The organism is Pimelobacter simplex (assembly GCF_024662235.1).
Taxonomy (GTDB): Bacteria; Actinomycetota; Actinomycetes; order Propionibacteriales; family Nocardioidaceae; genus Nocardioides.
The window spans coordinates 3726203-3749631 of sequence record NZ_CP096276.1; the positions used below are offsets into that span (position 1 = coordinate 3726203).

The following is a 23429-nucleotide window of genomic DNA, read 5'->3' on the forward strand; positions in this document are numbered from 1 at the left end:
CGGGCCGGCCGAGGTCAAATGCGAGCATGTACGCAGGCAGGTCTGTACTGGCCGGTCTTCTCTTCTCGGCGCCCGGGGTCGCTTCGTGCCGCAGGCCATCGCCGTCGCGGCCATCAACGACTTCAAGCCGGGCAACACTTCACCGGGAGCAATCTCCGCGACCATGGTGACAAAGGCGGCGCCTGCCACGGTCATGAGTCAAGCGAGACCACGGTCAGCGACTGTTGACCGCCTCATTGAGTCGAGTGACTTGGGTTTCGAGTGTTGTCCACCCGGATGTAGAGCCCGACGTCGTCTGGTTCGCATCCTCCCACTCCCGCGCTCGTGATCCCTACAAGGAGCGGCTTGGCCTGGGAGACGTCGAAAAGGCCGCCCCCGGAGTCGCCTGTGCAGGTGTTCTGGTCCGAGGTGGGAAGTGCGCAGAGCTGCCAGCGGCGTGCCTGACGAGGAAGGTGCGAGATGGCCCTCGCGCAATCAGCCGCTGGCGCGAAGGAGAGGCCGGTGGCCGAGCGCTGGCAGGGCGCGGCCATTGCTTGTCGTCCCCATCCGACGGCCACCAGTTGTGCTCGTGCGTCGGGCAAGACCGAGGCGATACGGGCAGGGCTGGTAGTAGCGCTGCTGCGCATCACCACGACAGCCATGTCGATATCTGCGGTCGGGCGAATTTCCCGGATCGGGCTCCGCATCTCGTTCTCAGGATCTGGCCCGCAGAGATCGACTGGATTGACGACGACGTCCAGTTGATCGGCGCTCAGTCCGGCCACGCAATGGCGCGCCGTCAAGACCACCCTTGGAGCGACCAGCACACCTGCACAGCGAAAACCGCCAAAGAGATCCCGCGAGGGCGAGGCGTGACTGACGAGTGCGACAACTGCCGAAGAAGCCTCTGCCTCTTCGGCAGTTGTCTCCCGGTGTCTGTTTCCGAGGGAGGTGGAATCGGACGCACAGCCTGCTAGAAGTGCGATCGAAAGGAGAGCGGCAAGAACCCGGGGCTCGGTTTTCGGCATCTGCCTAGCAAGGATCTTCGACGGTGAATCCGATGTTCGTCTGCCAAGCGTGCTTCTCGCCTTCGGCGGCGTAGGTGAAGCGAATCCCCGCTGCTGCGGGGAATCGGCTGGTGGCGGTCACTTGGAGGATGAGGTTGTAGCGAACGTTTGGTTCTGCGGTAGCTCCCGGAAGGTCGGCGCGGCTAGCCCAGTCAAGATCGGAGGCCTTCATTGCTTTTCGGGTCGGTGGGAATCTGCTGTGGTTGCCGATTGCAGCATCCGTGACTGCGACCCATGCCTTCGTGATCGACAGGTCGTGGGCGTCGAGGAGTTCGACGTCGCCGATCTCTACAGGCTTGGTGCCCTTGTTGATCACGATGTTGAACCCGAGTGTGAAGTCGTGCGGCTCTCCAGGGCGGACCTGAAGGCAGACAGCCCCAACGTCGGGGCTCGAACTGATCGGCCCACCGATTTCGGGTGGGCCGTCGGTGCTAGGCGAGGCGGAGCAGGCAACGAGGAAAGTGAGGGCGCCGAAGGTGGCGGCGCCCCCACGAGCCGCGCGACTAGGACGGACGATTCTTGCGAGCAATGAGAGTCCTAGGGGTGTCGCCCGGGTCGCCCTGAGTGCCACAGATCCAACCGGCCTTCGTGTACTCGAACGTGATCTTTGCGGTCTTGGAGTAGCCAGTTCGCGAGGAGAGATCGACGCCCAACACGTTCTTGAGGGCGACGCCGTTGGACCAGGTGGTCGCCGTCGAGCTGCTCCGGGCGAACCGGCTTCCGGCTTCCTGAGGTGCGCAGTTGCCTCGTGGCGGCGTGGGCGGCGTCGCCACTCCCACCGTCGTCGCGCCGCCGACGAAGTTGCTGGGGCGCGCCTCGTAACGGACCGTCCGCTTGACCACACCGTAGGCGGAGTACCAGCACTCGATCTTGTAGGACTTGTAGCGGAAGTACGTCTTGCGGTGCCAGTACCCGGTGCTCTTGACCGGGAAGCCCACGGTGCTCGTGGAGTCCACCTGCTTCTGCAACGACGACGAGCCGCCAGCCGACCAGCTCCCCATGGTGCCGTTCACGGACACAGCAACCCCGAGAGTCGACGTCGCCCCGTTGGTGTATTCGAAGTCGGTCGTTGCGCCCGCCCAACCGACGCCGGCCGCGTTCACCTCGGTAACCCGCTGGCCGAGATCCTTCGCCACAGTGGTTGAACAGTTCTTGGGAACGATGGCGTCCTCCTCGATCGGCACGACCTCGTCCTCGGGCAGGAGATTCTCCGGAACCGTTTCACTCGGCAGAACGTCCCGGAGCCTGCCGCCCAACGCATTCTCCCCCAAGACGAGGCCTGTCAGCGGAACTACCACTTGCTGGGTCAAACCAGCAATGAGGTCGCTGACCAGGTTCGAAGGCATCTCTGGATCGACTGCCGCCTCGATGGTGAGGCCCAAGACGTCGGTGTTCACCAGGCGCCGCGAGAAGGCGAAGCTGCTCGACGTGCCGTCCGGTGTCGTAGTCGTGAGAGACAGGTCAACGATGTTGTCCCCGCCGGCGCCCGACTGAAGATCCGCAATGCTCGGGAGCTTCAACTCGAAGTTGCCGACCGCGTCCGTGCTGGCCGACGCTACGGTGACCAGGTTGACCGGATCGCCTTCTCCAGCAGCTGCCAGCGTGTCATTGCTCGGCCACATCTGCAGCGCAACCTCCGCCTGCGGAACGGCGACGCCAAGAGCATCCACCACCTTGCCGGTGGCGATGACGAGACCAGGACCAGGAGCAGCTGAAGCAGGAGACACCGAGGGTGAAACCGCCAGCGTGCTCGCCACAAGGCCGATAGTTGCGGCCACCCGGCGGATCATCGGGCGCGCTCACATCGATGGCTGGAATACGTACACGGCATAGCAACCCCGAACTCTGTGGGTACCCGAAAGGGCGGCGCACCAGCACCCCCTACAGGTGATCGCCTCCGAAGGGGATCCGGGAGAAGCATCGGTCTTGGCGAGCACTTCGCCAATGGGCGCCGCGGAGTGCGTGCGCGAAACGACGATTTCGCGCAAACGCGCGAGCGGGCGAAGCCCAGGTGCGCCGGAGCAGTCCGAGCCGCCTCCGCTGGCCGCCAATGGAGCTGCTCGGCCCTGCCTCGCGACTTCGACGCCGCCGTAGGGGTGCGCGAGGTTTGCCGCCGCTCAGGAGTTCCGGTCGGGGTCGCCGATCCGGTTGCGCTCGCGAAGCTCTGCCTTCTCACAAAGCCTGAGGCAGACTGAGCCATCTCGATTTCAAGAGAGTTGACTCATGCCCTGAGGGTGAGTTCGACTCGCTCGGGGCGGAACCGGGGCACAGCGTTCGAGACGGGGTGTACGACCAGCGTGTCGATGAGTGCGGCGAGGACCGCTCGCTTCTGGGGAATCGTCCAGACCTCGTGCCAGGCGTGCTGGAGAGCCCCTCCGGCCTCGCTCACTTCAGGGGCAGAGGTCGTGTCTGTGAGGCACTCGACCACGATGTGAGCGACCAGTTGGTCAAGCGCGTGGCGCGCGACGGACAAGCCTCCGCGGTCGGGGCGGCCGGCCACAGGCGCGCATCGGTAGCTCATTTTCGGCACCAGCAGACCTCCTTTGCCCTGCCTCCGGACAGACTCGGAGACCAGCCCTGCGCGGCAGATTCCACACGTCGCGATCGATGACAGCAGCGTGCGCGATGTCGCTCCGACTCGCCTATCGGGATGCGCGGAGATCCCACGAATGCGATCGATCTCTTGACGAGCTCGCGGAGGCCCGACGGCTCGGGGCCCGGCGGACCGAGTCCGTCGTGCTCGCGAGCAACACCGACGGGCTCCGGTTCGCGCCCGACGAGGCGTGATCGCCCCGAGGTACGTCGCTTTCCGCGGCCGAGTGGGCTGGACCCCCTAGGGTGGGGATGTGGGCCATGACCTCGTGATCGTCGCCAACCGCCTGCCCGTCGACCGCGTCACCGACGCCAAGGGAAAGAGCGCCTGGCGGCGCTCCCCCGGTGGCCTCGTCTCCGCCATCGAGCCGGTCATGCGGGCGCACGACGGCGTGTGGATCGGCTGGCCCGGCGGGACCCAGAAGTTCAAGCCGTTCAAGGTCGACGACCTCGACCTGGTGCCGCTCGCGATGACGGCCGAGGAGATCGAGGAGCACTACGAGGGCTTCTCCAACGGCACGCTGTGGCCGCTGTACCACGACGTCGTGGCCAAGCCGGAGTTCCACCGCGAGTGGTGGGACACCTACGTCCGCGTCAACCGCCGCTTCGCCGAGCGCGCCGCCGAGCTCGCGGCCGAGGGCGCGACCGTGTGGGTCCACGACTACCAGCTGCAGCTGGTGCCCCAGATGCTGCGCGAGCTGCGGCCGGACCTGCGGATCGGCTTCTACCTGCACATCCCCTTCCCGCCGGCCGAGCTCTTCCAGCAGCTCCCGTGGCGCCGCCAGATCCTCGAGGGCCTGCTCGGCGCCGACCTGGTCGGCTTCCAGCTCCCCGGCGCCGCGCAGAACTTCATCCGCCTGGTCCGCCAGCGCGTGGGGCACAAGACCCACCGCGACCTCGTCTACCTGCCCGACGGCCGCACCGTGCGCGCCGCGGCCTTCCCGATCTCGATCGACGCCGGCGGCTTCGCCGAGCTGGCCTCGTCCGAGGCCGTCGTCGAGCGGGCCGCCGCGATCCGCGAGGCACTCGGCAACCCGCGCCGGATCTTCCTCGGCATCGACCGGCTCGACTACACCAAGGGCATCTACGCACGGCTGCGCGCGTTCGGCGAGCTGATCAGCGACGGCGACCTCACCGTCGAGGACGCCGTGTTCGTCCAGGTCGCCGTCCCCTCGCGCGAGCGGGTCGAGCACTACCGCAACCTGCGCGACGACATCGAGCGGCTGGTCGGCCGGATCAACGGCGACCTGGGCCGGATCGGCCGCCCGGCGGTCAGCTACCTCCACACGTCGTACCCGCGCGAGGAGATGGCCGCGCTCTACCGCGCCGCCGACGTCATGGTCGTCACCCCCTACCGCGACGGCATGAACCTCGTCGCCAAGGAGTACGTCGCCTGCCGCACCGAGGAGGACGGCGCGCTCGTACTGAGCGAGTTCGCCGGCGCCGCCGACGAGCTGCGCCAGGCCTGGCTGGTCAACCCCTACGACATGAACGGCATGAAGGCCGCGCTGCTGGAGGCCTACAGCGCCGACCCCAAGGAGCTCACCCGCCGGATGCGGGCGATGCGCCGCCAGATCGCGCAGCACGACGTGAAGGCCTGGGCCGACAGCTTCATGACCGAGCTCGAGGACGACGGCCAGCAGGGCCACTCCAAGACGGTGCGACCAGCAACACGCTCCTGAACCCACGGACGCGCGGTAGCGTTCGGACATGGATCTGGTGCCCGTGCGCTCCCTGCCCGGAGCCGGCCTGCTCCCCGCCCCGGACCAGGTCGTGGCCGCCGCGAGCAATGTCGCCCACAAGCTGCTCTACGGCGGCGTGGCCGACCTGCGGCCGATGCCGCGCACGCTCATCGACGACGGCACGCTGCGCGAGGTCTACCACTACCGCCCGGCCGGGCACGTGCAGGAGCAGGGCGACCCGGTCCTGCTGGTGACGCCGCTGGCCGCGCCGTCGAGCTGCTACGACCTGCGCCGCGGCTGCTCGCTGGTCGAGCACTTCGTGACCGAGGGCCGTCCCACCTACCTCGTCGAGTACGGCGAGGTGTCGTTCCGCGACCGCAACCTCGGCATGGAGCACTGGATCGACGAGGTCGTCCCGACCGCGATCCGCGAGGTCTCCAAGCACGCCGGCGGTCGCCCGGTGCACGTGATCGGCTGGTCGCTGGGCGGCATCTTCTCGATGCTCACGCTCGCCGACGAGCGCTCCGGCGACCTCCCCGTCGCCTCGCTCACCGTGGTCGGCTCACCGATCGACGTGTCGCTGGTGCCGCTGCTGGCGCCGTTCCGCCCGCTGCTCAACCTCTTCAACGGCAACGGCCCGATCACCAAGGGCTACCAGATGCTCGGAGGGGCGCCCAAGCCCCTGGTGAAGTGGGCCTTCCAGCTCACGGCCTTCCAGAAGCTCGTGACCAAGCCGATCGCGCTCGCGACCCACGTCGACGACCGCGAGTTCCTCGCCCAGGTCGAGGCGGTCGACCACTTCACGTCCAACATGATCGCCTACCCGGGCCGTACCTTCGGGCAGCTCTACCACCGCTTCGCCAAGGGCAACCAGCTCGCCAGCGGCACCTTCGAGCTCGACGACCGGACCATCGACCTGGCCGACATCACCGTGCCGGTGCTGGTGTTCGGCGGCGCGACCGACGGCATCGCTCCGGTCGGGGCGGTCCGGGCCGTCGTACCGCTGCTGACCAAGTCGCCCGAGGTCCGCTTCGAGATCGTGCCGGGCGGCCACCTCGGCATGCTCACCGGGCGGGCCGCGCGCCGGACCACCTGGCTCGCGATGGACGAGTGGATCACCCAGTGGTCGGGCGGCACCGCCCCCGAGTCCTCCATCGGCACGAGCCGCAAGCGGCGGCACTCCTCGGCGGCCTCCCGGGCGCTGTCGCAGTGACCCTCCCCCGCAACGTCCGGGTCGGGTACGGCGCCGGGTCGGTCGCCACGGGTGCGTTCGGCACCGTGCCGGGGCTGATGCTGCTGCCCTACCTGACCGACACGCTCGCCGTCCCCGCCCTGCTGGCGGGCGCGATCGTCTTCCTGCCCAAGGCCTGGGATGTCGTCCTCAACCCGATCGCGGGCCGGATCAGCGACCGCACCACCGACCCGCGCGGGCCGCGCCGGCCCTGGCTGCTGCGGGCGGGCCTGGTGCTCGCGGTCTGCTTCGCGCTGCTCTTCGCGGGGCCCGACCTCGGCTCGCAGGTGTTCGACACGATCTGGGTCCTGGTCGCCTTCCTGGCCTGCGCGACGGCGTACGCGTTCTTCCAGGTGCCCTACGTCGCGATGCCGGCCGAGATGACCGACTCCTACGACGAGCGCACCCGCCTGATGACCTGGCGGGTCGCGATCCTGGCGTTCACGATCCTGCTGGCGGGCGCCAGCGCCCCGGCGATCCGGGACGCGATCGGCGGTCGCGACGGCTACCGCGTGATGGGCCTGGCGATGGCCGCGATCATCCTGACCGGCGCGCTCCTCGCCTACCGCGGCACCCGTGCCGCACGCATCGGCGTCGTCGAGCCCGGGCCCGGCACGCTGCGCGACCAGCTCCGCCTCGTCGCCGCGGCCCGGGACTTCCGGCTGCTGCTGGTCACCTTCGTGCTCCAGGCACTCGCCACCGGCTGCATGCTCGCCGGCGTCGACTACCTCGCCGGCGACGTGCTCGACAAGGACGGCGCCTCGACGATCCTCTTCGTCTGCTTCGTCGGTCCCGCCCTGCTGCTCACCCCCGCGTGGGCCGCGGTCGGGCGCCGGATCGGCAAGAAGCGGGGCTATGTCGCTTCCTCGCTCGTGCTCGCGACCGGCGCCGCGCTCGCGGTCCTCGCCGGGCACGCGCCGGCCCCCGTGGTGTTCGCCGCGGTCGGCCTGGTCGGCGTCGGGTACGCCGGCGTGCAGGTCTTCCCGATGGCGATGCTCCCGGACGCCGCGGCGGTCGACGCCCGTCGTACCGGCTCGTCGCGGGTGGGCGTCTACACCGGTGTCTGGACCGCGGGCGAGACCCTCGGCCTCGCGCTCGGGCCCGGCCTGTTCGCCGTCGTCCTCGCGCTCGGCTCCTACCGCTCCAGCGACTCCGGCGGCGTCGTCCAGCCGGACTCCGCGGTCACCGCGATCACCCTCGGGTTCTCGCTGCTGCCCGCCCTGCTCGTGCTCGCCAGCCTCTGGTGGCTGCGCGGCTATGCCCTCGACGAGAGAGAGGTCGACCGGACCGATGCCCACGCCTGACGAGATCCGCGCCCGGCTCGAAGCGCTGCGCGAGGGCGACCTGCCCGTGCACGGCGGCCGCACCCTCGCCTACGTCTACGACGCCGGCCTGGCCGAGGTCGACGCGCTGGCCCGCGACGCGGTCGCCGCGTTCGCCGGCAGCAACGGCCTCGACCCCACCGCCTTCCCGAGCCTGCTGACCATGGAGAACGACCTCGTCGCGTTCGCGCGCGAGCTCGTCGACGGGCCGGACACGATGGTCGGCACGATCACCTCCGGCGGTACCGAGTCGTGCCTGCTCGCAGTGCTCGGCGCTCGCGACGCCCGGCCCGAGGTCACCGACCCGTCGATCGTCGTCGCCGACACCGTGCACGCCGCCTTCCACAAGGCCGGGCACGCCTTCGGCGTCCGAGTCGTCGTGGTCCCCACCGGCGCCGACCACCGCGCGGACGCCGCGGCCATGGCGGCCGCCATCGACGACACCACCGTCCTGGTCGTGGCCAGCGCGCCGTCGTACGCGCACGGGGTGGTGGACCCGGTCCCCGCGATCGCCGCCGCGGCCGCGGCCCGCGGGGTGCGCTGCCACGTCGACTCCTGCATCGGGGGCTGGGTGCTCCCCTACGCCGCCCGGCTCGGCCGCCCGGTCGCGCCGTGGACGTTCGCGGTCGAGGGCGTCACGTCGATCTCGGCCGACCTGCACAAGTACGCCTACGCCCCCAAGGGCGCCTCGCTGCTCCTGCACCGCGAGCCCGCGCTACGCCGTCCGCAGTACTTCGCGCACGCGGGCTGGCCCGGCTACACGATGCTCAACCCGACGCTCCAGTCCACCCGCTCGGGCGGACCGGTCGCGGGCGCCTGGGCGACCGTGCGGGCGATCGGGCACGACGGCTACCTCGACCTGACCCGCCGCGCGCTCGCCGCGACCGACACGGTCGCGGCCGGCATCGACGCCCTCGACGGGCTCGCCCTCGTCGCCGCCCCCGAGTCCACCCTCGTCGCAGCGACCGCCGACGGGCCGCTCGACGTCTTCACGGTCTGCGACGAGATGGCCGAGCGCGGCTGGTTCGTCCAGCCCCAGCTCTCCTACGACGGGCAGCCGCCCTCGCTCCACGTCGCGATCAGCGCCGCCACCGACGGCGCGGCCTTCGTGGCCGCGCTCGCCGAGGCGGTCGCCGCCGCCCGCGACGCCGGCCCGGTCGTCGTCGACCCCGGCGTGGCCGACCTGCTCCGCAGCATCGACGCGGCGACGCTCGGCGACGACGAGTTCGACATGCTCCTCGCCGCCGGCGGGCTCGCCGACAGCGACGGCGACCTCGGCCTGCCCGAGCGGATGGCGCCCGTCAACGCCCTGCTCGACGTCGCGCCCCCGGCGCTGCGCGAGGCCGTGCTCGTCGCCTTCCTGGACCGGCTCGCCCGGCCCCCGGCGACGCCCTTCGGCGAGACGCCCGGCGGACCGTTCGCCACCGGGACATAGTCCCAAAGAACTAACAGGTCCCGGCCGCGTACCCGATTCCCGGCCTGGTCCGGATCCGTAGATTCTTCCTTACCGACGCGGACCTCGAAATCCGCTGGAGGGAGCCCCACCGGGTCCGGCACCCCAAGCCGGGTGTGCCCCCGGAGGACCAGTACGGGCTCGAGATCCGCGTCGGAGCTACGCCGTGAAGCCGGAGGTGGCGCCCCTGGGAGGGAGAGGGGCGCCCCCGGCCGAACGGCCGATGCAGGGAGCAGCACCACGGCCGGCCTCTCGCACGGGAGGGTGGGTCTGGGGGGACCATGCGCCTCACGGCGCACTAGAGTCCGGCCGTGGGTGCTCTCAGCAATCTCGTCGACCAGGGCCTGATGGCCGCCGACTGGGCCGAGGCGCTGGCGCCGGTCGAGGACCGCGTCACGGCGCTGGGTCAGTTCCTCCGCGAGGAGAACGCCGCGGGGCACGGCTACCAGCCGGCCGGCGACAACGTCTTCCGCGCCTTCCGGGCGCCGCTGGCGAGCGTGCGGGTGCTCATCGTGGGCCAGGACCCCTATCCCAACCCGGCGCACCCGATCGGGCTGTCCTTCGCGGTGGACCGCGACGTCCGGCCGCTGCCGCCGAGCCTGCGCAACATCTACCAGGAGCTCGCGAACGACGTGGGCGTCGTACCTCCGGCGCACGGGGACCTCACCGCGTGGACCGAGCAGGGCGTGATGCTCCTCAACCGGGTCCTCACCGTGCGCCCCAACGTGGCCGGCTCGCACCGCAACCAGGGCTGGGAGCACGTCACCGCGGCGGCCATCCAGGCCGTCGTGCGCCGTGCCGAGGCGGGCGCCCCGGTCGCGGCCGTCCTGTGGGGCAAGGACGCCCAGACGCTCAAGGCCCACCTCGGCCCGATCCCGTGGGTCGAGTCGCCGCACCCCTCGCCCCTCGCGGCGCACCGCGGCTTCTTCGGCTCCCGCCCCTTCAGCCGGGTCAACGCCCTGCTCACCGAGCGCGGCGGCCAGCCGGTCGACTGGACCTTGCCGGCCTGACCTCCGCGGAATATAGTTGAAGTCTCAACTATTGAGGTGGACATGACGATGACGGACACCAGCAGCACCCGGATGCCGGCCCTCTACATCGGGCACGGCGCTCCCCCGCTCCTCGACGACCCGCTCTGGTCGAGCCAGCTCGCCGCGTGGGCCGGCGACCTGCCGCGGCCCCAGGCCATCCTCATCGTCAGCGCGCACTGGGAGTGCGCGCCCCTGTCGCTGACCGCGAGCGGCGCACCGCTGGTCTACGACTTCGGCGGCTTCGCGCCGAAGTACTACCAGATGACCTACGAGACCCCCGACGCCACGGCCCTGGCCGCCCGCGTCGCCGCGATGATGCCCCGCACCGAACCGGTCCACCAGCACGCCTCGCGCGGCCTCGACCACGGCGCCTGGGTGCCCCTCAAGATCATGTACCCCGGCGCCGACATCCCGGTCCTCCAGATGTCGCTGCCCACCCACGACCCGGGCCGCCTCATGGAGATCGGCCGCCGGCTCAAGCCGCTGCGCGACGAGGGCGTCCTCATCATCGGCTCCGGCTTCCTCACCCACGGCCTGCCCTTCCTCACCTCGTGGCAGATCGACGCCGACGCCCCCGGCTGGTCGACCGACTTCGACGCCTGGGCCGGCGAGGCGATGGCGCGCGGCGACGTGGACGAGCTGGCGTCGTACCGGTCGAAGGCGCCGGGCATGCCCTACGCCCACCCGACCGTCGAGCACTACACGCCGCTGTTCGTCACGCTCGGGGCGGCCAGCGACCCGACGGAGCCCGGCGACCAGGTGATCGACGGGTTCTGGATGGGATTGTCGAAGCGGTCGCTCCAGGTCGCCTGAGCCGCCCGCTCAGGACCTCCGGTAGAGGTTCACGCCGCACACGCGCACGACATCGTCGACCGCCCGTTGCTCGGCGGCCGCCACCGCGGCCCGGTCCGCGGGGTCCCGCCGGACCGCCCGAACCTGCGCGGGGGTCAGCCCGGCGTGGTCACCCCGGGATGCCGCCACGAACCGCTCGGGCGCCAGCCCGCTGCGCCGCAGCCCGTCGACCAGGTGGCCGAAGCTCCTCGCCACCCGCCGCCACTCGTCGCGGATCCGCCGCGGCGACCGGGTCGCGAGAGCCCTGAACCCCTCCTCGGCCGCCGCCGCATCGCTCAGCATCGGGACCAGGAACAGCCCACCGAACCGCGTGGAGAACTCACGCGCCTCGGCACAGTAGTCGAAGGGCGCCGTGCTCGTCGGCGCCGCCGAGCACGCGGGCGCGACCGAGCCCGGGGGCGCGGTCGACGGCGCCTGCTCCCTGCTCCCACCGCTCCCACCGCTCCCGGCACCGCCGGCGCAGCCGGCGAGCAGGACGAGCGCGACGACGCCTGCGATCACCCGGCCCATGGACAGCCATGCTGCGAAGGCCCCGTGCTCGCGTCAACCGATCGGCGTCGATGGTGCGCAGGACGACGATTTCCTCGCCGCTTCCTCGCCGCTTCGTCGCCGCCGGCTAGCGCACCCGCAGCCTGCGCATCAGCTTGAGCGAGCTCAGCATCTGCTTCACGTACGCGTCGTAGCCCTGTCCCGGCCGCGGCCCCATGACCTGCTTCTTGAGCACCGCGACGTTCTTGGCGTCGGTGTACTTCAGCAGGCCCTGGTCGCCGTGGCGGGCGCCGACGCCGGAGTTCTTGACGCCGCCCGACGGCGACCCCTTCGAGGCGTACGCCGTCGCGAGCGCGTCGTTGATGTTGACGTTGCCCGAGTCGATCCGCTCGGCCACCGCCTCCGCGCGGGCGATGTCGCCGCTCCAGACCGAGGCGTTGAGGCCGTAGTCGGTGTCGTTGGCGAGGTGGATCGCCTCGTCGACGGTGCGGTAGGGGTAGAGCGCGACGACCGGGCCGAAGGTCTCGGTGTGGCCGGCGAGCATGTCCTTGGTGACGCCCTCCAGGACGGTCGGCTCGAAGAAGGCCGGGCCGATGTCGGGGCGGGAGCGGCCGCCGGTGAGGACGGTGGCGCCCTGGGCGACGGCGTCCTCGACGTGCGAGGCGACGCGGTCGCGGTGGTCGGGGCTGACCAGCGAGCCGATCTCCGGCCCGAAGTCGTACGCCGCCCCGATGGCCAGGCTCGACGCCCGGTCCACGAAGGCCGACTTGAGCTCGTCGTACCGGCTCTCGGGGAGGTAGATCCGCTCGATGTGCATGCAGATCTGGCCGGTGTTGCCGAAGACGCCGAACGTCGCGCTGTCGACCCACTCCTCGACGTTGACGTCGTCGAGGACGATCATCGGGTTCTTGCCGCCGAGCTCGAGGCAGCAGCCGATGAGGTTGCGGCCCGCGCGCTCGCCGATCACCCGGCCGGTCGCGGTGGATCCGGTGAACATGATGTAGTCCGCGTTGTCGATCAGCGTCGGGCCGATGTCCGGGCCCTCGCCGCAGACGACCTGGAACAGGCCCTTCGGGAGGCCCGCCTCCTCGAGCAGCGAGATGCCGAAGAGCGGCGACAGGGCGGTCTTGTTGTCCGGCTTCACGACGACGGCGTTGCCGGCCATCAGCGCGGGGATCGCGTCGGACAGGCCGGTCGCGAACGGGAAGTTCCAGGGCGCGATGATGCCGACGACGCCCTTGGGCACGCGCACCTCGGTGGAGCCCGAGACGACGGGGACCGGGCCGCCGTGCTTCTTCGGTGCGAGCAGCTTCTTGGCGCGCTTGAGGTAGTACGACATCACCATCGGCGGGTCGCAGGTCTCCTCGATGGCCATCCGCCGGTTCTTGCCGCTCTCGACCTGGATCAGGTCGGCGGTGCGGTGGGCGTTGTCGACGAGCAGCGTGTGCGCGCGGTCGAAGACCTCGAGCCGCTTGGCGACCGGCCACTGGGCCCACAGGGCCTGGGCGGCGCGGGCCCGGGCGAAGGCGTCCTCGATGTCCTCGGGAGTCGACTGCGGCAGCTCGACGAGGACCTCGCCGGTGTAGACCTCGGTCAGCTTCCAGGTCGCGCCGGTGCGGCCCGGCACGCGGGCGACGAGGCGCTCGAGCAGCTCGTCGGTGACCGAGGCGGGGCGCGTCGTGCTCACCACTTGACGCCGCCCAGGATGATCTCGGCGGCCTTCTCGCCGATCATGTAGCACGGCGCGTTGGTGTTGCCGCCGGTGATGCTCGGCATGATCGAGGCGTCCGCGACGCGCAGGCCCTCGATGCCGCGGACCTTGAGGTCCGGCGTGACGACGGCGCGCTCGTCGATGCCCATCCGGCAGGTGCCGACACCGTGGTAGACTGACGTCGAGCGGTTCTTGAGCGCGACCCGGAGCTCCTTGCCGTTGGGGATCGACGGCCCGGGGTGGATCTCCTCCTTGACCCCGCCGCCGAAGGCCGCGGACGCCATGATCTCGCGGATCATCTCGGTGCCCTCGGCGAGCACCTCGACGTCGTGCGGGTCGGTGAAGAAGCCGTAGTCGATGAGCGGCGCGGCCGTCGGGTCGGCCGAGGCGAGGCGCAGCGTGCCCCGGCTCTTGGGGTAGATCAGGGTGGAGAACACCGTGAGGGACGGGCGCCCGTCCGGGATGTGCCGGATCGGCTCGTCCTGGTTGGGGCTCGGGTACGCCCACGGCAGCATGTGCAGCTGCAGGTCGGGGATGTCGGTGGCCTGCGAGGTGCGCACGAAGCCGACCGACTCGAAGACCGAGTTGTCGAGGAACGAGCCGCCCCGGGTCAGGTCCTTGGCCATGCCCTTGAAGAACGTCCAGGCGTTGCCCCGGTACTGGACGCTCGGCACGTGGAACGACATCGGGTGGAACAGGTGGTCGTGCAGGTTGTCGCCCACCGGGAGGTCGGCGACGCAGTCGATGCCGACGCTGGCGAGGTGGTCGGCGTGGCCCACGCCCGAGAGCATGAGCAGCTGCGGGGTGTTGGCGAAGCCGGCGGAGAGGATGACCTCCTTGCCGGCCTTGATGAACCGGCGGGTGCCGCCGCCCTTGCCCTGGTCGATGACCTCGACGCCGGTCGCGCGGCCGTTCTCGATGACGACCTTGGCGACGTGCACCTCGGTCTGCAGCTCGAGGGTCCGCGGGGCGAGGTGGTGCACGTAGCCGCGCGAGGACGAGTACCGCAGGCCGTCAGCAGTGTTCTGCTGCATCCGCGCGATGCCCTCCTGCTCGGCTGCGTTGTAGTCGTCGAGGACCTTGACGCCGAGGGTGTCGGCGGTGGCCTGGATGAACTGGAGGGTGCCCTCCTGCGGCGTCTTGTTGCGGGTGATCTTGATCGGACCGCCCGCGCCGCGGTAGGCGTTCTCGCCGTCCTCGAAGTCCTCGTAGCGCTTGAACGCCGCGTTGACCTCGTCCGCACCCCAGCCGGTGTTGCCCTCGGCCGCCCAGGAGTCGTAGTTGGCGCGGTTGCCGCGCACGTAGACCATGCCGTTGACCGAGCTCGAGCCGCCGACGACCTTGCCGCGCGGGGCGGGCATCCGGCGTCCGTCGAGACCGGGCTGCGGGACCGAGCGGTAGCCCCAGTCGAAGAGCTTCTCGAGCTTGGGCTCGGAGTGCATCGGGCCGATCATGCCGGGCTTCTTGGTGAAGTAGCCGTGCATGCCCTTGTCGTCGGACTTGCCGGCCTCGATGAGGATCACGCTCGCGCCGGACTGGGCGAGCCGCCCGGCGACGATCGACCCGGAGCTGCCCGAGCCGACCACCACGTAGTCGGCCTCGTTGCTGTACGGCGCGCGCTTGGCCATCGCTTCCCATCCTTCGTCCTCGGGGGCCCGGGCGGTCAGGGGGACACCCGGCGAGGCCACTGTAACGCGTTCTAGTTTCGTCACGAAAGGGTTTCGTGTTCGCGGTCTTCGCCCCGCGCGCCCCGGGCTGCGAAGATGATCGGGTGCGGATCCTGTCCATCCAGTCCTCGGTCGCCTATGGCCACGTCGGCAACTCCGCGGCGGTCTTCCCGCTGCAGCGTCTGGGACACGAGGTGTGGCCGGTCTTCACCGTCCACTTCTCCAACCACACCGGGTACGGCGCCTGGCGCGGCCCCCTGCTCGACCCGGACGACGTGCACGAGGTGATCACCGGGATCGAGGAGCGCGGCGTGCTCGCGACCTGCGACGCGGTGCTCTCCGGCTACCAGGGCTCCCCCGCGGTCGCCTCGGTGATCGTCGACGCGGTGCGCCGGGTCAAGGCGGCCAACCCCGCGGCGACGTACACCTGCGACCCGGTGATGGGCAACGCCAAGTCCGGCTGCTTCGTCAACCCGGAGATCCCGCCGATCATCCGCGAGCAGGTCGTGCCGGTCGCCGACATCCTCACCCCGAACCAGTTCGAGCTCGGCTTCCTCACCGGGCGCGACGCGCTCAGCGAGCCCGCGCCGCTCGACGCGATCCTCGACGCGGCCGACGCGGCCCGCGCGATGGGCCCCTCGACCGTCCTCGTCACCTCCGTCGAGCGGGCCGGCGCCCCCGACGACGTCATCGAGATGATCGCGGTGACCGGCGAGGGCGCCTGGTCGGTGCGCACGCCGCGGCTGCCGATGAAGGCCAACGGCTCCGGCGACATCACCGCCGCCCTCTTCACCGCCCACCTGCACACCTCGGGCTCGCCCGCGCTGGCCCTGGCCCGGACCACGGCGTCGGTCTTCGACGTGCTCCAGGCGACCCTCGACTCGGGCGAGCGGGAGCTGCGGCTGATCGCGGCCCAGGAGGCGATCGCGCACCCGGACGAGCGGTTCGAGGTCACCCGCCTGCGCTGAACGCGGCGCCGGTCGCGACAGGCGACGGAAGATTTTTAGAATCTTCACAGGTTCATCACGTGCCCGCTCGGGACACAATATGTTACATGGACGTCCTACCTGAACTCGCGGAGCTCAGCCGCACGATCGATCCGGTCCTGCTCGGCAGACGGATCCGGGCCGCGCGGGTCGCCGCCGGCCTGACCCAGGGCCAGCTCGCCACCCCCGAGGCCTCGACGGCGTACCTCTCCCGGATCGAGTCGGGCGAGCGCCGGCCCGACCTGCGCCTGATCGTCGCGTTCGCCGCCAAGGCCGACGTGACGCTGGAGCAGCTGCTGCTCGGCCTGAGCCGGGACCGGTACGCCGAGCTGCGGATCCGGCTCGACCACGCCGCCTGGGAGATCCAGCACGGGGACGCGACCACGGCGCTCGCCATGCTCGACGAGGCCGGCCGCGCGCTCGACGACAGCACCGGCTCCGAGGTGGCCGCCAAGGTCCGCTACCTGACCGCGCTCGCCGAGCACGCCCGCGGCGACCTCGACGCGGCGATCGCCGGTCTGGAGGTCATCGTCGACGGCGACGTCACCGCCCGGCGCTGGCTCGACGCGGCGGTCGCGCTGACCGGCCTGTACGTCGAGGCCGGCGACACCGCCGGCGCGGTCGGCCTGGGCGAGAAGGCGCTCGCCGTCCTCGAGGCCGACGACGTCGTCCAGGGGCACCACGCGCTCGGCCTGGCCACCTCGCTCGCGCTCGCGCACCGCGCCCGCGGCGACCAGGACCTCGCCGTCGCCACCTGCCGGCGGGTCTCCCCCACGCCCGACGACGCCGGGCTCGCCCTCGCCACCGTGTACTACCGGGCCAGCGCCGCCGCCCTGGAGAAGAACAACGTCAACCTGGCCGCGGCGTACGCGTCCAGCGCCCGCCGGGTCAGCGAGGCGGCCGACCAGCAGATCACCGCGGCGCGCTACCACGCCACGACCGGCCACCTCCTCCTCGCCGCCGAGCGCCCCGACCTGCCGACCGCCCGCGCCTCCCTGGAGACCGCGACCCGGATGCTCACCACCGCCGGCGCCGACCGCAACGAGGCGGCCGCCGTCCGGTTCTCGCTGGCCCGGGCGCTCCTGCTCGACGGCGAGCTCGACACCGCCCTCGCGCTCCTCGACGCCGGCGACACCAAGGCGGAGGGCGAGGGCCTCACCCCCGCGCTCGCCGCGACCCGGCACCTCCTCATCGGCGAGATCCGGCTCCGCACCCAGCAGTCCGAGGCCGCCCACGCGAGCGTGACCCGGGCCGCCGACGCGCTGCGCGGGGCCGGCGACGCGGCCAGCACCGCCCAGCTGTGGTTCGAGCTCGGCTCGATGCTCGAGGAGCTCGGCGACAGCGACGCCTCCCGCGACGCCTACCGGCACGCCGGCGCCGCGACCGGGCTGGCCATCCTCCACCACGCGCCCGCCGGCCCCACGGGGCCGCGGGCGCCGGCGTGAGCGACGCGCCGAGCGGCAGAGGACGGTCGAAAATCCGGACGCCCGTCCGGATCTTGCCGGAGAGGCCTCACCACTTTCGAGATGGCCCGCCCAACGTCGGACGTACCCGGCACGATGGGCCCCGTGGTGCCTGAGCAGACAGAGCTCCTCCGACTGATCGACCCCGCGGCCCTGGGCCGCCGGATTCGTGCTGCCCGCGCGACGGCCGGGCTCGACCTGCCCGAGCTCGCCGGCCTGGTCGGCACCACCGCGACCCACCTGGCCGACCTCGAGACCGGCCGCGCGCGGCCCACCCTGCTCGTGCTCAGCGCCCTCGCCGAGCACACCTGGACCTCCGCCGACGTCCTGCTCCTCGGCGTGCCCGCCGACCTGGTGCCCGAGCTGTACCGCCGGATCGACGACGCGTCGCTCGGGCTGTCGGGCGCCAGCGCCGAGGCGGCGCTCGAGACCGCCGACCGGATCATCGACCTGCTCTCCACGGCCTCGCTGCCCTACCTCGACCTCGCCGCCCGGCGGCTGCGCGCGACCGCGCTGGAGATCCTGGGCGACCTGGCGGGGGCGGTCGACGAGCTGCGCCGGGTGAGCGCCGTACCGGTGGCGGAGGTGGGGTGGATCAAGGACCTCATCGCGCTCAGCCGGTGCCACCGCGAGCTCGGCGAGCTGGACGACGCCATCGCGGTCGGCGAGGACGCGACGACCACCATCCGCTGGCTGGGGCTGGCCGAGACGACCGAGGCGATCCAGCTCGCCGTGACCGTCGCGATGGCCTACCTCTTCCGCGGCGACGTGCGCCACGGGGCGCGGCTGTGCCGGCGCGCGGCCGACCAGGCGGACCAGTACGGCCTGCCGGTGGCCAAGGCGTCGGCGATGTGGAACGCCAGCTGCGCCCTGGACGCCGGCGGCGACCCGGCCGGCGGCCTCGACCTCGCCCTCGACGCGCTGGCCATCTACGAGCGGCAGGGCGAGACCCGGCTGCTGGCCCGGCTGCGGATCGACGTGGTGACCCTGCAGCTCAAGCTCCCCTCGCCCGACCTCGACGGCGCGCTGGCGATGCTCGACCGCGCGCGCGTCGAGCTCGACGCGGCCCCCTCCACCAGCCTCGACGCCGCCCGGCACCGGCTCTGTGCCGCCCGGGTCCGGCACCGTCTCGGCGACGAGGAGACCGCCGCCGACCTGCTCGACGAGAGCGTGGCGCTCACCCCGGACGAGGCACTCGACCTGCGCGCCTGGCAGTCGGCACTGCGGGGCCGGCTGGCGGCCGACCGCGGCGACGCGCACCGCGCCCGTGAGCACTTCCTCAGCGCCGTGCACACGCTGGTCGGCAACGGTTCCGACAAGGACGCCGCCCAGCTGTGGTTCGAGCTCGGCGACACCCTCACCACGCTCGGCGAGGACGAGCTCGCCCTCCAGGCGTTCCGCAGCGCGGGCGCCTCCCAGGGCCTGCGGGCCCCGGTCCTCACCCCGCTTCCGAGGATGTCGTGACGACCCTGTCGCCCGACCTGAGCACGCTCCTCGCCCAGGTCGGCCCCGTCGTCGTCGGCGGCCGGGTCCGCGCGGCCCGCGCCGACGCCACCCTCTCCCTGGTCGAGCTCTCCCGGTCGACCGGTCTCGGCGTCGTCCTCCTCGACGACGTCGAGCACGGCCGGCACCTGCCCGACCTCGACGTCCTGGTCCGGGTCGCCGCCGCGACCGGCACCACCGCCGAGGTCCTCGTCACCGGCCTGAGCGGCGACCTGGCGACCGACCTCGGCGGCGAGCTCGACCTCGCCGGGCTCGGCCTGACCACCCACAGCCCGGCCGCCGCGCTCACCACCGCGGACGGCGTCCTCGACCGGCTCACCGCGGCCGGCGCCACCGCACCCCACCTCGAGCGCGCCGCGCGCCGCCTGCGCGCCACCGCCCGTGAGGCGGCCGGGGACATCACCGGCGCCATCGCCGATCTCGACCACCTGACCGCCGTACCGGTGGCGGAGCTGCGGTGGGTCCAGGACCTCATCTCCCTCAGCCGCTGCCACCGCAACGCCGGCGACCTCGACCGCGCGATCGCCACCGGCGAGGACGCCGAGCCCACCATCCGCGACCTCGGCCTGGCCACCACCGACGAGGCCTTCCAGCTCGCCATCACCGTCGCCGGCGCGTACGTCGGCCGCGGCGACCTCGGCCACGCCACCCGGATCTGCACCCGCGCCGCCGAGGAGGCCGAGCAGCTCGGCCTCCACCTCGCCCGCGCCTCCGCCCTGTGGAACCGCAGCATCGCCCTGCACGAGGACGGCTTCGCCCTCGCCGCACTCACCGACGCCCTCGAGGCGCTCGAGTACTTCGCCGCCCACGGCGACACCCGCAACCTCGGCCGGCTCCGGACCCAGGTCGCGAGCATCCGCCTGGCCCTGCACCCACCCGACGCCCTCGGTTCCCTGGAGATCCTCGCGCTGGCCCGCGAGGAGATCGACTGGTCGACCGCCGGCGCCGTCGACCTGGCCGGCCACCGACTGATGACCGCCCACGCCCTGCACCTGCTCGGCGACGACGACCGTGCCAGCGCCGTCCTCGACGAGAGCGAGCGCGCCCGCCCGGCCGACGTACCGGAGATGCAGGCGTGGCAGACCGCCCTCCGCGGCCGGATCTGCGCCGCCCGCGGCGACCTCCCCGGCGCCCGCGGCCACTTCCAGGACGCCGTCGCCCTCCTCTACGCCATCGACTCCCGCTCCGACATCGGCCAGCTCTGGTTCGAGCTCGGCGACATCCTCGTCGCCCTCGACGAGCCCGAGCAGGCCATCGACGCCTACCGCCGCGCCAGCATCTGCCGCGGTATCCGCGGGCGTTCCTGACCACCCAGCGGGCTATCTTGACCACCGTGACGACCGACCTGGCCGACCTGCTGCAACAGGTCGATCCGAAGGTCGTCGGCGAGCGCGTGCGCGCCGCCCGCGAGCTCTTCGCCCTCCCCCTCACCGACCTGTCCCACGCGACCGGCCTCGACCCCGCCACCCTCGACGACGTCGAGCACGGCCGCCGTCCCGCCGACCTCACCCTCCTGACCGCCGTCGCCGCGAGCACCGCAGCATCGGTCGAGCTGCTGATCACCGGGCTGAGCCAGGACGCCCTCACCGACCTGCAGGGCGACCTCGACCTCGCCCGCCTCTCCCTGTCGAGCAGCTCCCCCGCCGGCGCCCTGACCACCGCCGAGCGCATCCTCACCCAGCTCGACGCGGCCGGGGCGACGGCCCCGCACCTCGATCGGGCCGCGCGGCGGCTGCGGGCGCGGGCGCTGGAGGCCTCGGGGGATCTCAACGGTGCGATCGAGGAGCTGCGGCGGGTGTCCGTCGTACCGGTGGCGGAGGTGGAGTGGGTCGAGGACCTGATCTCGCTCAGCCGGTGCCTGCGAGACTCCGGCGACCTCGCCGAGGCGATCGCCATCGGCGAGAACGCCGAAACAGAGATCCGCAGCCTCGGGCTGGCCGAGACGACGGAGGCGATCCACCTCACCGTGACGGTCGCGGCCGCGTACCTCTTCCGCGGCGACGTGCGCCACGGCGCCCGACTCTGTCGGCGTGCCGCCGACAAGGCCGACGAGTGCGAGCTGCTCGTCGCCAAGGCGTCGGCGCTGTGGAATGCCAGCGGCGCCCTCGACACGAACGGTGACCCGAACGGCGCTCTTCCCCTCGCGCTCGAAGCGCTGGCCATCTACGAGACCGAGGGCGACACCAACCTGCTCGCCCGCCTCCGGACCCACGTCGCCACCCTCCAGCTCAAGACCCAGCCGCCCGACCTCGACAGCGCCCTGGCGATGCTCGAACGCGCCCGGGTCGAGCTCGACTGGGCGGCGGGCACCAGCATCGACGCTGCTCGCCACCGGCTCTGCACAGCCCGCGTCCTGCACAGCCTCGGCGACGACGACCGCGCGAGCGACATGCTCGACGAGAGCGAGTCACTGACACCGGTCGAGGCACCCGAGCTGCGCGCGTGGCAGTCGGCGCTCCGCGGCCTGCTGGCGGCCGAACGGGGCGATGTTCACCAGACCCGCGAGCACTTCCTGACCGCGATCCACACCCTGACCAGCAGCGGCGCCGACAAGGATGCGGCGCAGATGTGGTTCGAGCTCGGCGACACGCTCCTCAGGCTCGGCGACCGCGAATCCGCCCTCGACGCCTTCCGCCGCGCCGGGATCTCCCAGGGCCTGCAGACCGGTAGCTAGATCGAGGCGGCCGGCCCCAGCCGCACGACGGCGACCAAGGCCGGCCAAGAGCCGATCAGCAGCAGTAGTTCTTGTCCGCCGACGCCGGCGCCGCGGGGCTGACGACCACGCCGAACACCGACATCCCAGCGACCACGCTGACGACCAGAGCTTTCTTCAGACGCGACATTCCCGTTCCCTTTCGTCGCGGGGCGTGCGCCTTTCGCACCCCCCGTGACACGGGACGGTAAGTATTGGACAACTCTCAAATCCATGAGTTGCCTTGTTTTGATGTCTAGAGTTGTCAATGAGGCTCGTGGGGCGCCGCGCGTCCCAACCAGCGAGACGGATCGGCCCGTTGAGCGGGCACTTCCAGACAAGTCAGTACGCCGGGAAGCGGCCGCGAGAAGGCGGCGGCCTCGACCGGCGGCTGCCGTCGTACGGCGGCGCGCGGGCTGACTAGGATTGCGCGGTGCCCGGACGCCGGGCGCAGGCCGGTGTAGCTCAGTTGGTAGAGCGTCTTACTTGTAATAAGAGGGTCGCGGGTTCAAATCCTGTCACCGGCTCCGCCGATGAATCGCGCGCCAAGGCCTAGTCTCAGCAGCGTGGACCTCCCCGTGCTGCCGCCCGTCCTGCCGATGCTCGCCAAGGCCGTCTCGGGTGTCCCCGACCCCGCCAAGTACGACGACCAGGGGCTCAGCTTCGAGCCCAAGTGGGACGGCTTCCGGTGCCTCGTGTTCCGCGACGGCGACGAGATCGAGCTGGCGAGCCGGAACACCAAGCCGCTGACGCGCTACTTCCCCGAGCTGGTCGAGGCGATGAAGGCGGAGCTGCCGGCGCGGTGCGTGCTGGACGGCGAGATCTTCGTGGCGCAGCAGGGCGGGGACGGCAAGGGGCGCCTGCAGTTCGAGGTGCTGCAGGAGCGGATCCACCCGGCGGCGTCGCGGATCAACCTGCTCGCCGAGCAGACGCCGGCGGACTTCGTCGCCTTCGACCTGCTCGCGCTCGACGACATCTCGTACCTGGAGCGGCCGTTCGCCGAGCGGCGTGCGGCGCTGGAGGAGGCGCTCGCCCACCTCTCCGGCGAGAGCGGTCGCTGCCACCTCACCCGGACGAGCACCGACCCGGCGGTCGCCGAGGAGTGGTTCCACCAGTTCGAGGGGGCGGGTCTCGACGGGGTGATCGCGAAGCCGCTGAGCGCGCCGTACTCCCCCAACGCCCGCACGATGCTCAAGATCAAGCACGAGCGCACGGCCGACGTGGTGCTGGCCGGCTACCGCGAGCACAAGACGAGCACGCCGGAGAACCCGTTGATCGGCAGCCTCCTCCTCGGCCTGTACGACGGCGGCGAGCTGCAGCACATCGGCGTCAGCGCCTCCTTCACCGCGGCCCGCCGGGCCGAGCTGTGGCACGAGCTGCAGGCGCTCGTCGTCCCGATCGAGGAGCACCCGTGGGGTCGCTGGCAGGAGTTCCTGGTGGCCAACCCCGGCCGCCAGCCCGGCACCCAGAGCCGGTGGAGCCAGGGCAAGGACCTGTCGTTCACGCCGTTGCGTCCCGAGCGCGTCATCGAGGTCAAGTACGACGCCATGGAGGGCCGCCGCTTCCGGCACACCGCCCACTTCAAGCGCTGGCGCGAGGACCGCGACCCCGAGTCGTGCGGCTACGAGCAGCTCGAGCAGCCGGTGCGCTACGACCTGGCGGACGTCCTCGGCGGGTGATCCTCGACCGGTGACCGTCGCCGGGGCAGG

18 protein-coding genes and 1 tRNA gene are annotated in these 23429 nt (G+C 71.6%); 13 read left to right on the forward strand and 6 right to left on the reverse strand.

The window, feature by feature from the left end:
• Positions 1 to 233: 233 nt before the first annotated feature.
• The 3 genes from M0M48_RS31085 to M0M48_RS18400 form a co-directional block, all read right to left on the reverse strand.
• Positions 234 to 1007, reverse strand: coding sequence for a S1 family peptidase (locus M0M48_RS31085; RefSeq protein WP_374585688.1), 774 nt, complete (start codon positions 1005 to 1007; stop codon positions 234 to 236).
• A 4-nt stretch (positions 1008 to 1011) separates the two neighbouring features.
• Positions 1012 to 1362: a hypothetical protein gene (locus tag M0M48_RS18395; RefSeq protein WP_215814498.1), complete on the reverse strand. Its 351-nt coding sequence runs from the start codon at positions 1360 to 1362 to the stop codon at positions 1012 to 1014.
• 187 nt (positions 1363 to 1549) lie between these two features.
• A complete protein-coding gene (locus M0M48_RS18400) occupies positions 1550 to 2836 on the reverse strand; it encodes a hypothetical protein (RefSeq protein WP_257752229.1) in 1287 nt (428 codons plus the stop codon).
• Positions 2837 to 3892: 1056 nt separating this feature from the next.
• Between M0M48_RS18400 and M0M48_RS18405 the strand changes: the two genes are divergently transcribed.
• The 6 genes from M0M48_RS18405 (at position 3893) to M0M48_RS18430 (ending at position 11170) form a co-directional block, all read left to right on the forward strand.
• Complete coding sequence (locus M0M48_RS18405; protein WP_257752230.1) at positions 3893 to 5320, forward strand: alpha,alpha-trehalose-phosphate synthase (UDP-forming); 1428 nt, start codon at positions 3893 to 3895, stop codon at positions 5318 to 5320.
• A 28-nt stretch (positions 5321 to 5348) separates the two neighbouring features.
• Entirely contained in the window at positions 5349 to 6533 is a 1185-nt protein-coding gene (locus tag M0M48_RS18410) for an alpha/beta fold hydrolase (RefSeq protein WP_257752231.1), read from the forward strand.
• Positions 6530 to 7855, forward strand: coding sequence for an MFS transporter (locus M0M48_RS18415; protein ID WP_257752232.1), 1326 nt, complete (start codon positions 6530 to 6532; stop codon positions 7853 to 7855). Before M0M48_RS18410 ends, M0M48_RS18415 begins: the two co-directional genes overlap by 4 nt.
• A complete protein-coding gene (locus tag M0M48_RS18420) occupies positions 7842 to 9308 on the forward strand; it encodes a pyridoxal phosphate-dependent decarboxylase family protein (RefSeq protein WP_257752233.1) in 1467 nt (488 codons plus the stop codon). The genes M0M48_RS18415 and M0M48_RS18420 overlap by 14 nt, the downstream gene beginning before the upstream one ends.
• Before the next feature lie 329 nt (positions 9309 to 9637).
• Positions 9638 to 10336 carry a uracil-DNA glycosylase gene (locus M0M48_RS18425; RefSeq protein ID WP_257752234.1) on the forward strand — a complete coding sequence of 233 codons (699 nt, stop codon included), beginning with the start codon at positions 9638 to 9640 and terminating at the stop codon, positions 10334 to 10336.
• A 42-nt stretch (positions 10337 to 10378) separates the two neighbouring features.
• Positions 10379 to 11170: a dioxygenase family protein gene (locus M0M48_RS18430; protein WP_257752235.1), complete on the forward strand. Its 792-nt coding sequence runs from the start codon at positions 10379 to 10381 to the stop codon at positions 11168 to 11170.
• A 9-nt stretch (positions 11171 to 11179) separates the two neighbouring features.
• Here the strand turns inward: M0M48_RS18430 and M0M48_RS18435 are convergent, their stop codons facing one another.
• The 3 genes from M0M48_RS18435 to M0M48_RS18445 all read right to left on the reverse strand — a co-directional run bounded on the left by M0M48_RS18435 (position 11180) and on the right by M0M48_RS18445 (position 15037).
• The gene (locus M0M48_RS18435; RefSeq protein WP_257752236.1) at positions 11180 to 11719 is read right to left on the reverse strand and encodes a hypothetical protein; all 540 of its coding nucleotides are present in this window, start codon (positions 11717 to 11719) and stop codon (positions 11180 to 11182) included.
• A gap of 106 nt (positions 11720 to 11825) precedes the next feature.
• On the reverse strand, positions 11826 to 13385 hold the full coding sequence (locus tag M0M48_RS18440) for a succinic semialdehyde dehydrogenase (protein ID WP_215814490.1): 1560 nt from the start codon (positions 13383 to 13385) through the stop codon (positions 11826 to 11828).
• Entirely contained in the window at positions 13382 to 15037 is a 1656-nt protein-coding gene (locus M0M48_RS18445; RefSeq protein WP_215814489.1) for a GMC family oxidoreductase, read from the reverse strand. The genes M0M48_RS18440 and M0M48_RS18445 overlap by 4 nt, the downstream gene beginning before the upstream one ends.
• Positions 15038 to 15180: 143 nt before the next feature.
• Between M0M48_RS18445 and pdxY the strand changes: the two genes are divergently transcribed.
• From pdxY to M0M48_RS18480, 7 genes are all read left to right on the forward strand, one after another.
• Complete coding sequence (gene pdxY / locus M0M48_RS18450; RefSeq protein WP_257752237.1) at positions 15181 to 16044, forward strand: pyridoxal kinase PdxY; 864 nt, start codon at positions 15181 to 15183, stop codon at positions 16042 to 16044.
• 86 nt (positions 16045 to 16130) lie between these two features.
• Positions 16131 to 17507, forward strand: coding sequence for a helix-turn-helix domain-containing protein (locus M0M48_RS18455; protein ID WP_257752238.1), 1377 nt, complete (start codon positions 16131 to 16133; stop codon positions 17505 to 17507).
• A gap of 126 nt (positions 17508 to 17633) precedes the next feature.
• Entirely contained in the window at positions 17634 to 18989 is a 1356-nt protein-coding gene (locus M0M48_RS18460) for a helix-turn-helix domain-containing protein (RefSeq protein ID WP_257752239.1), read from the forward strand.
• Positions 18986 to 20335, forward strand: a complete 1350-nt coding sequence (locus M0M48_RS18465) for a hypothetical protein (RefSeq protein ID WP_257752240.1) — start codon at positions 18986 to 18988, stop codon at positions 20333 to 20335. Before M0M48_RS18460 ends, M0M48_RS18465 begins: the two co-directional genes overlap by 4 nt.
• 26 nt (positions 20336 to 20361) lie before the next feature.
• Entirely contained in the window at positions 20362 to 21702 is a 1341-nt protein-coding gene (locus M0M48_RS18470) for a helix-turn-helix domain-containing protein (protein ID WP_257752241.1), read from the forward strand.
• Positions 21703 to 22174: 472 nt separating this feature from the next.
• Positions 22175 to 22247, forward strand: a tRNA-Thr gene (locus M0M48_RS18475).
• 39 nt (positions 22248 to 22286) lie between these two features.
• Positions 22287 to 23399 (forward strand): ATP-dependent DNA ligase, encoded by a 1113-nt coding sequence (locus M0M48_RS18480; RefSeq protein WP_257752242.1) that lies wholly within the window; start codon positions 22287 to 22289, stop codon positions 23397 to 23399.
• Positions 23400 to 23429: the final 30 nt, after the last annotated feature.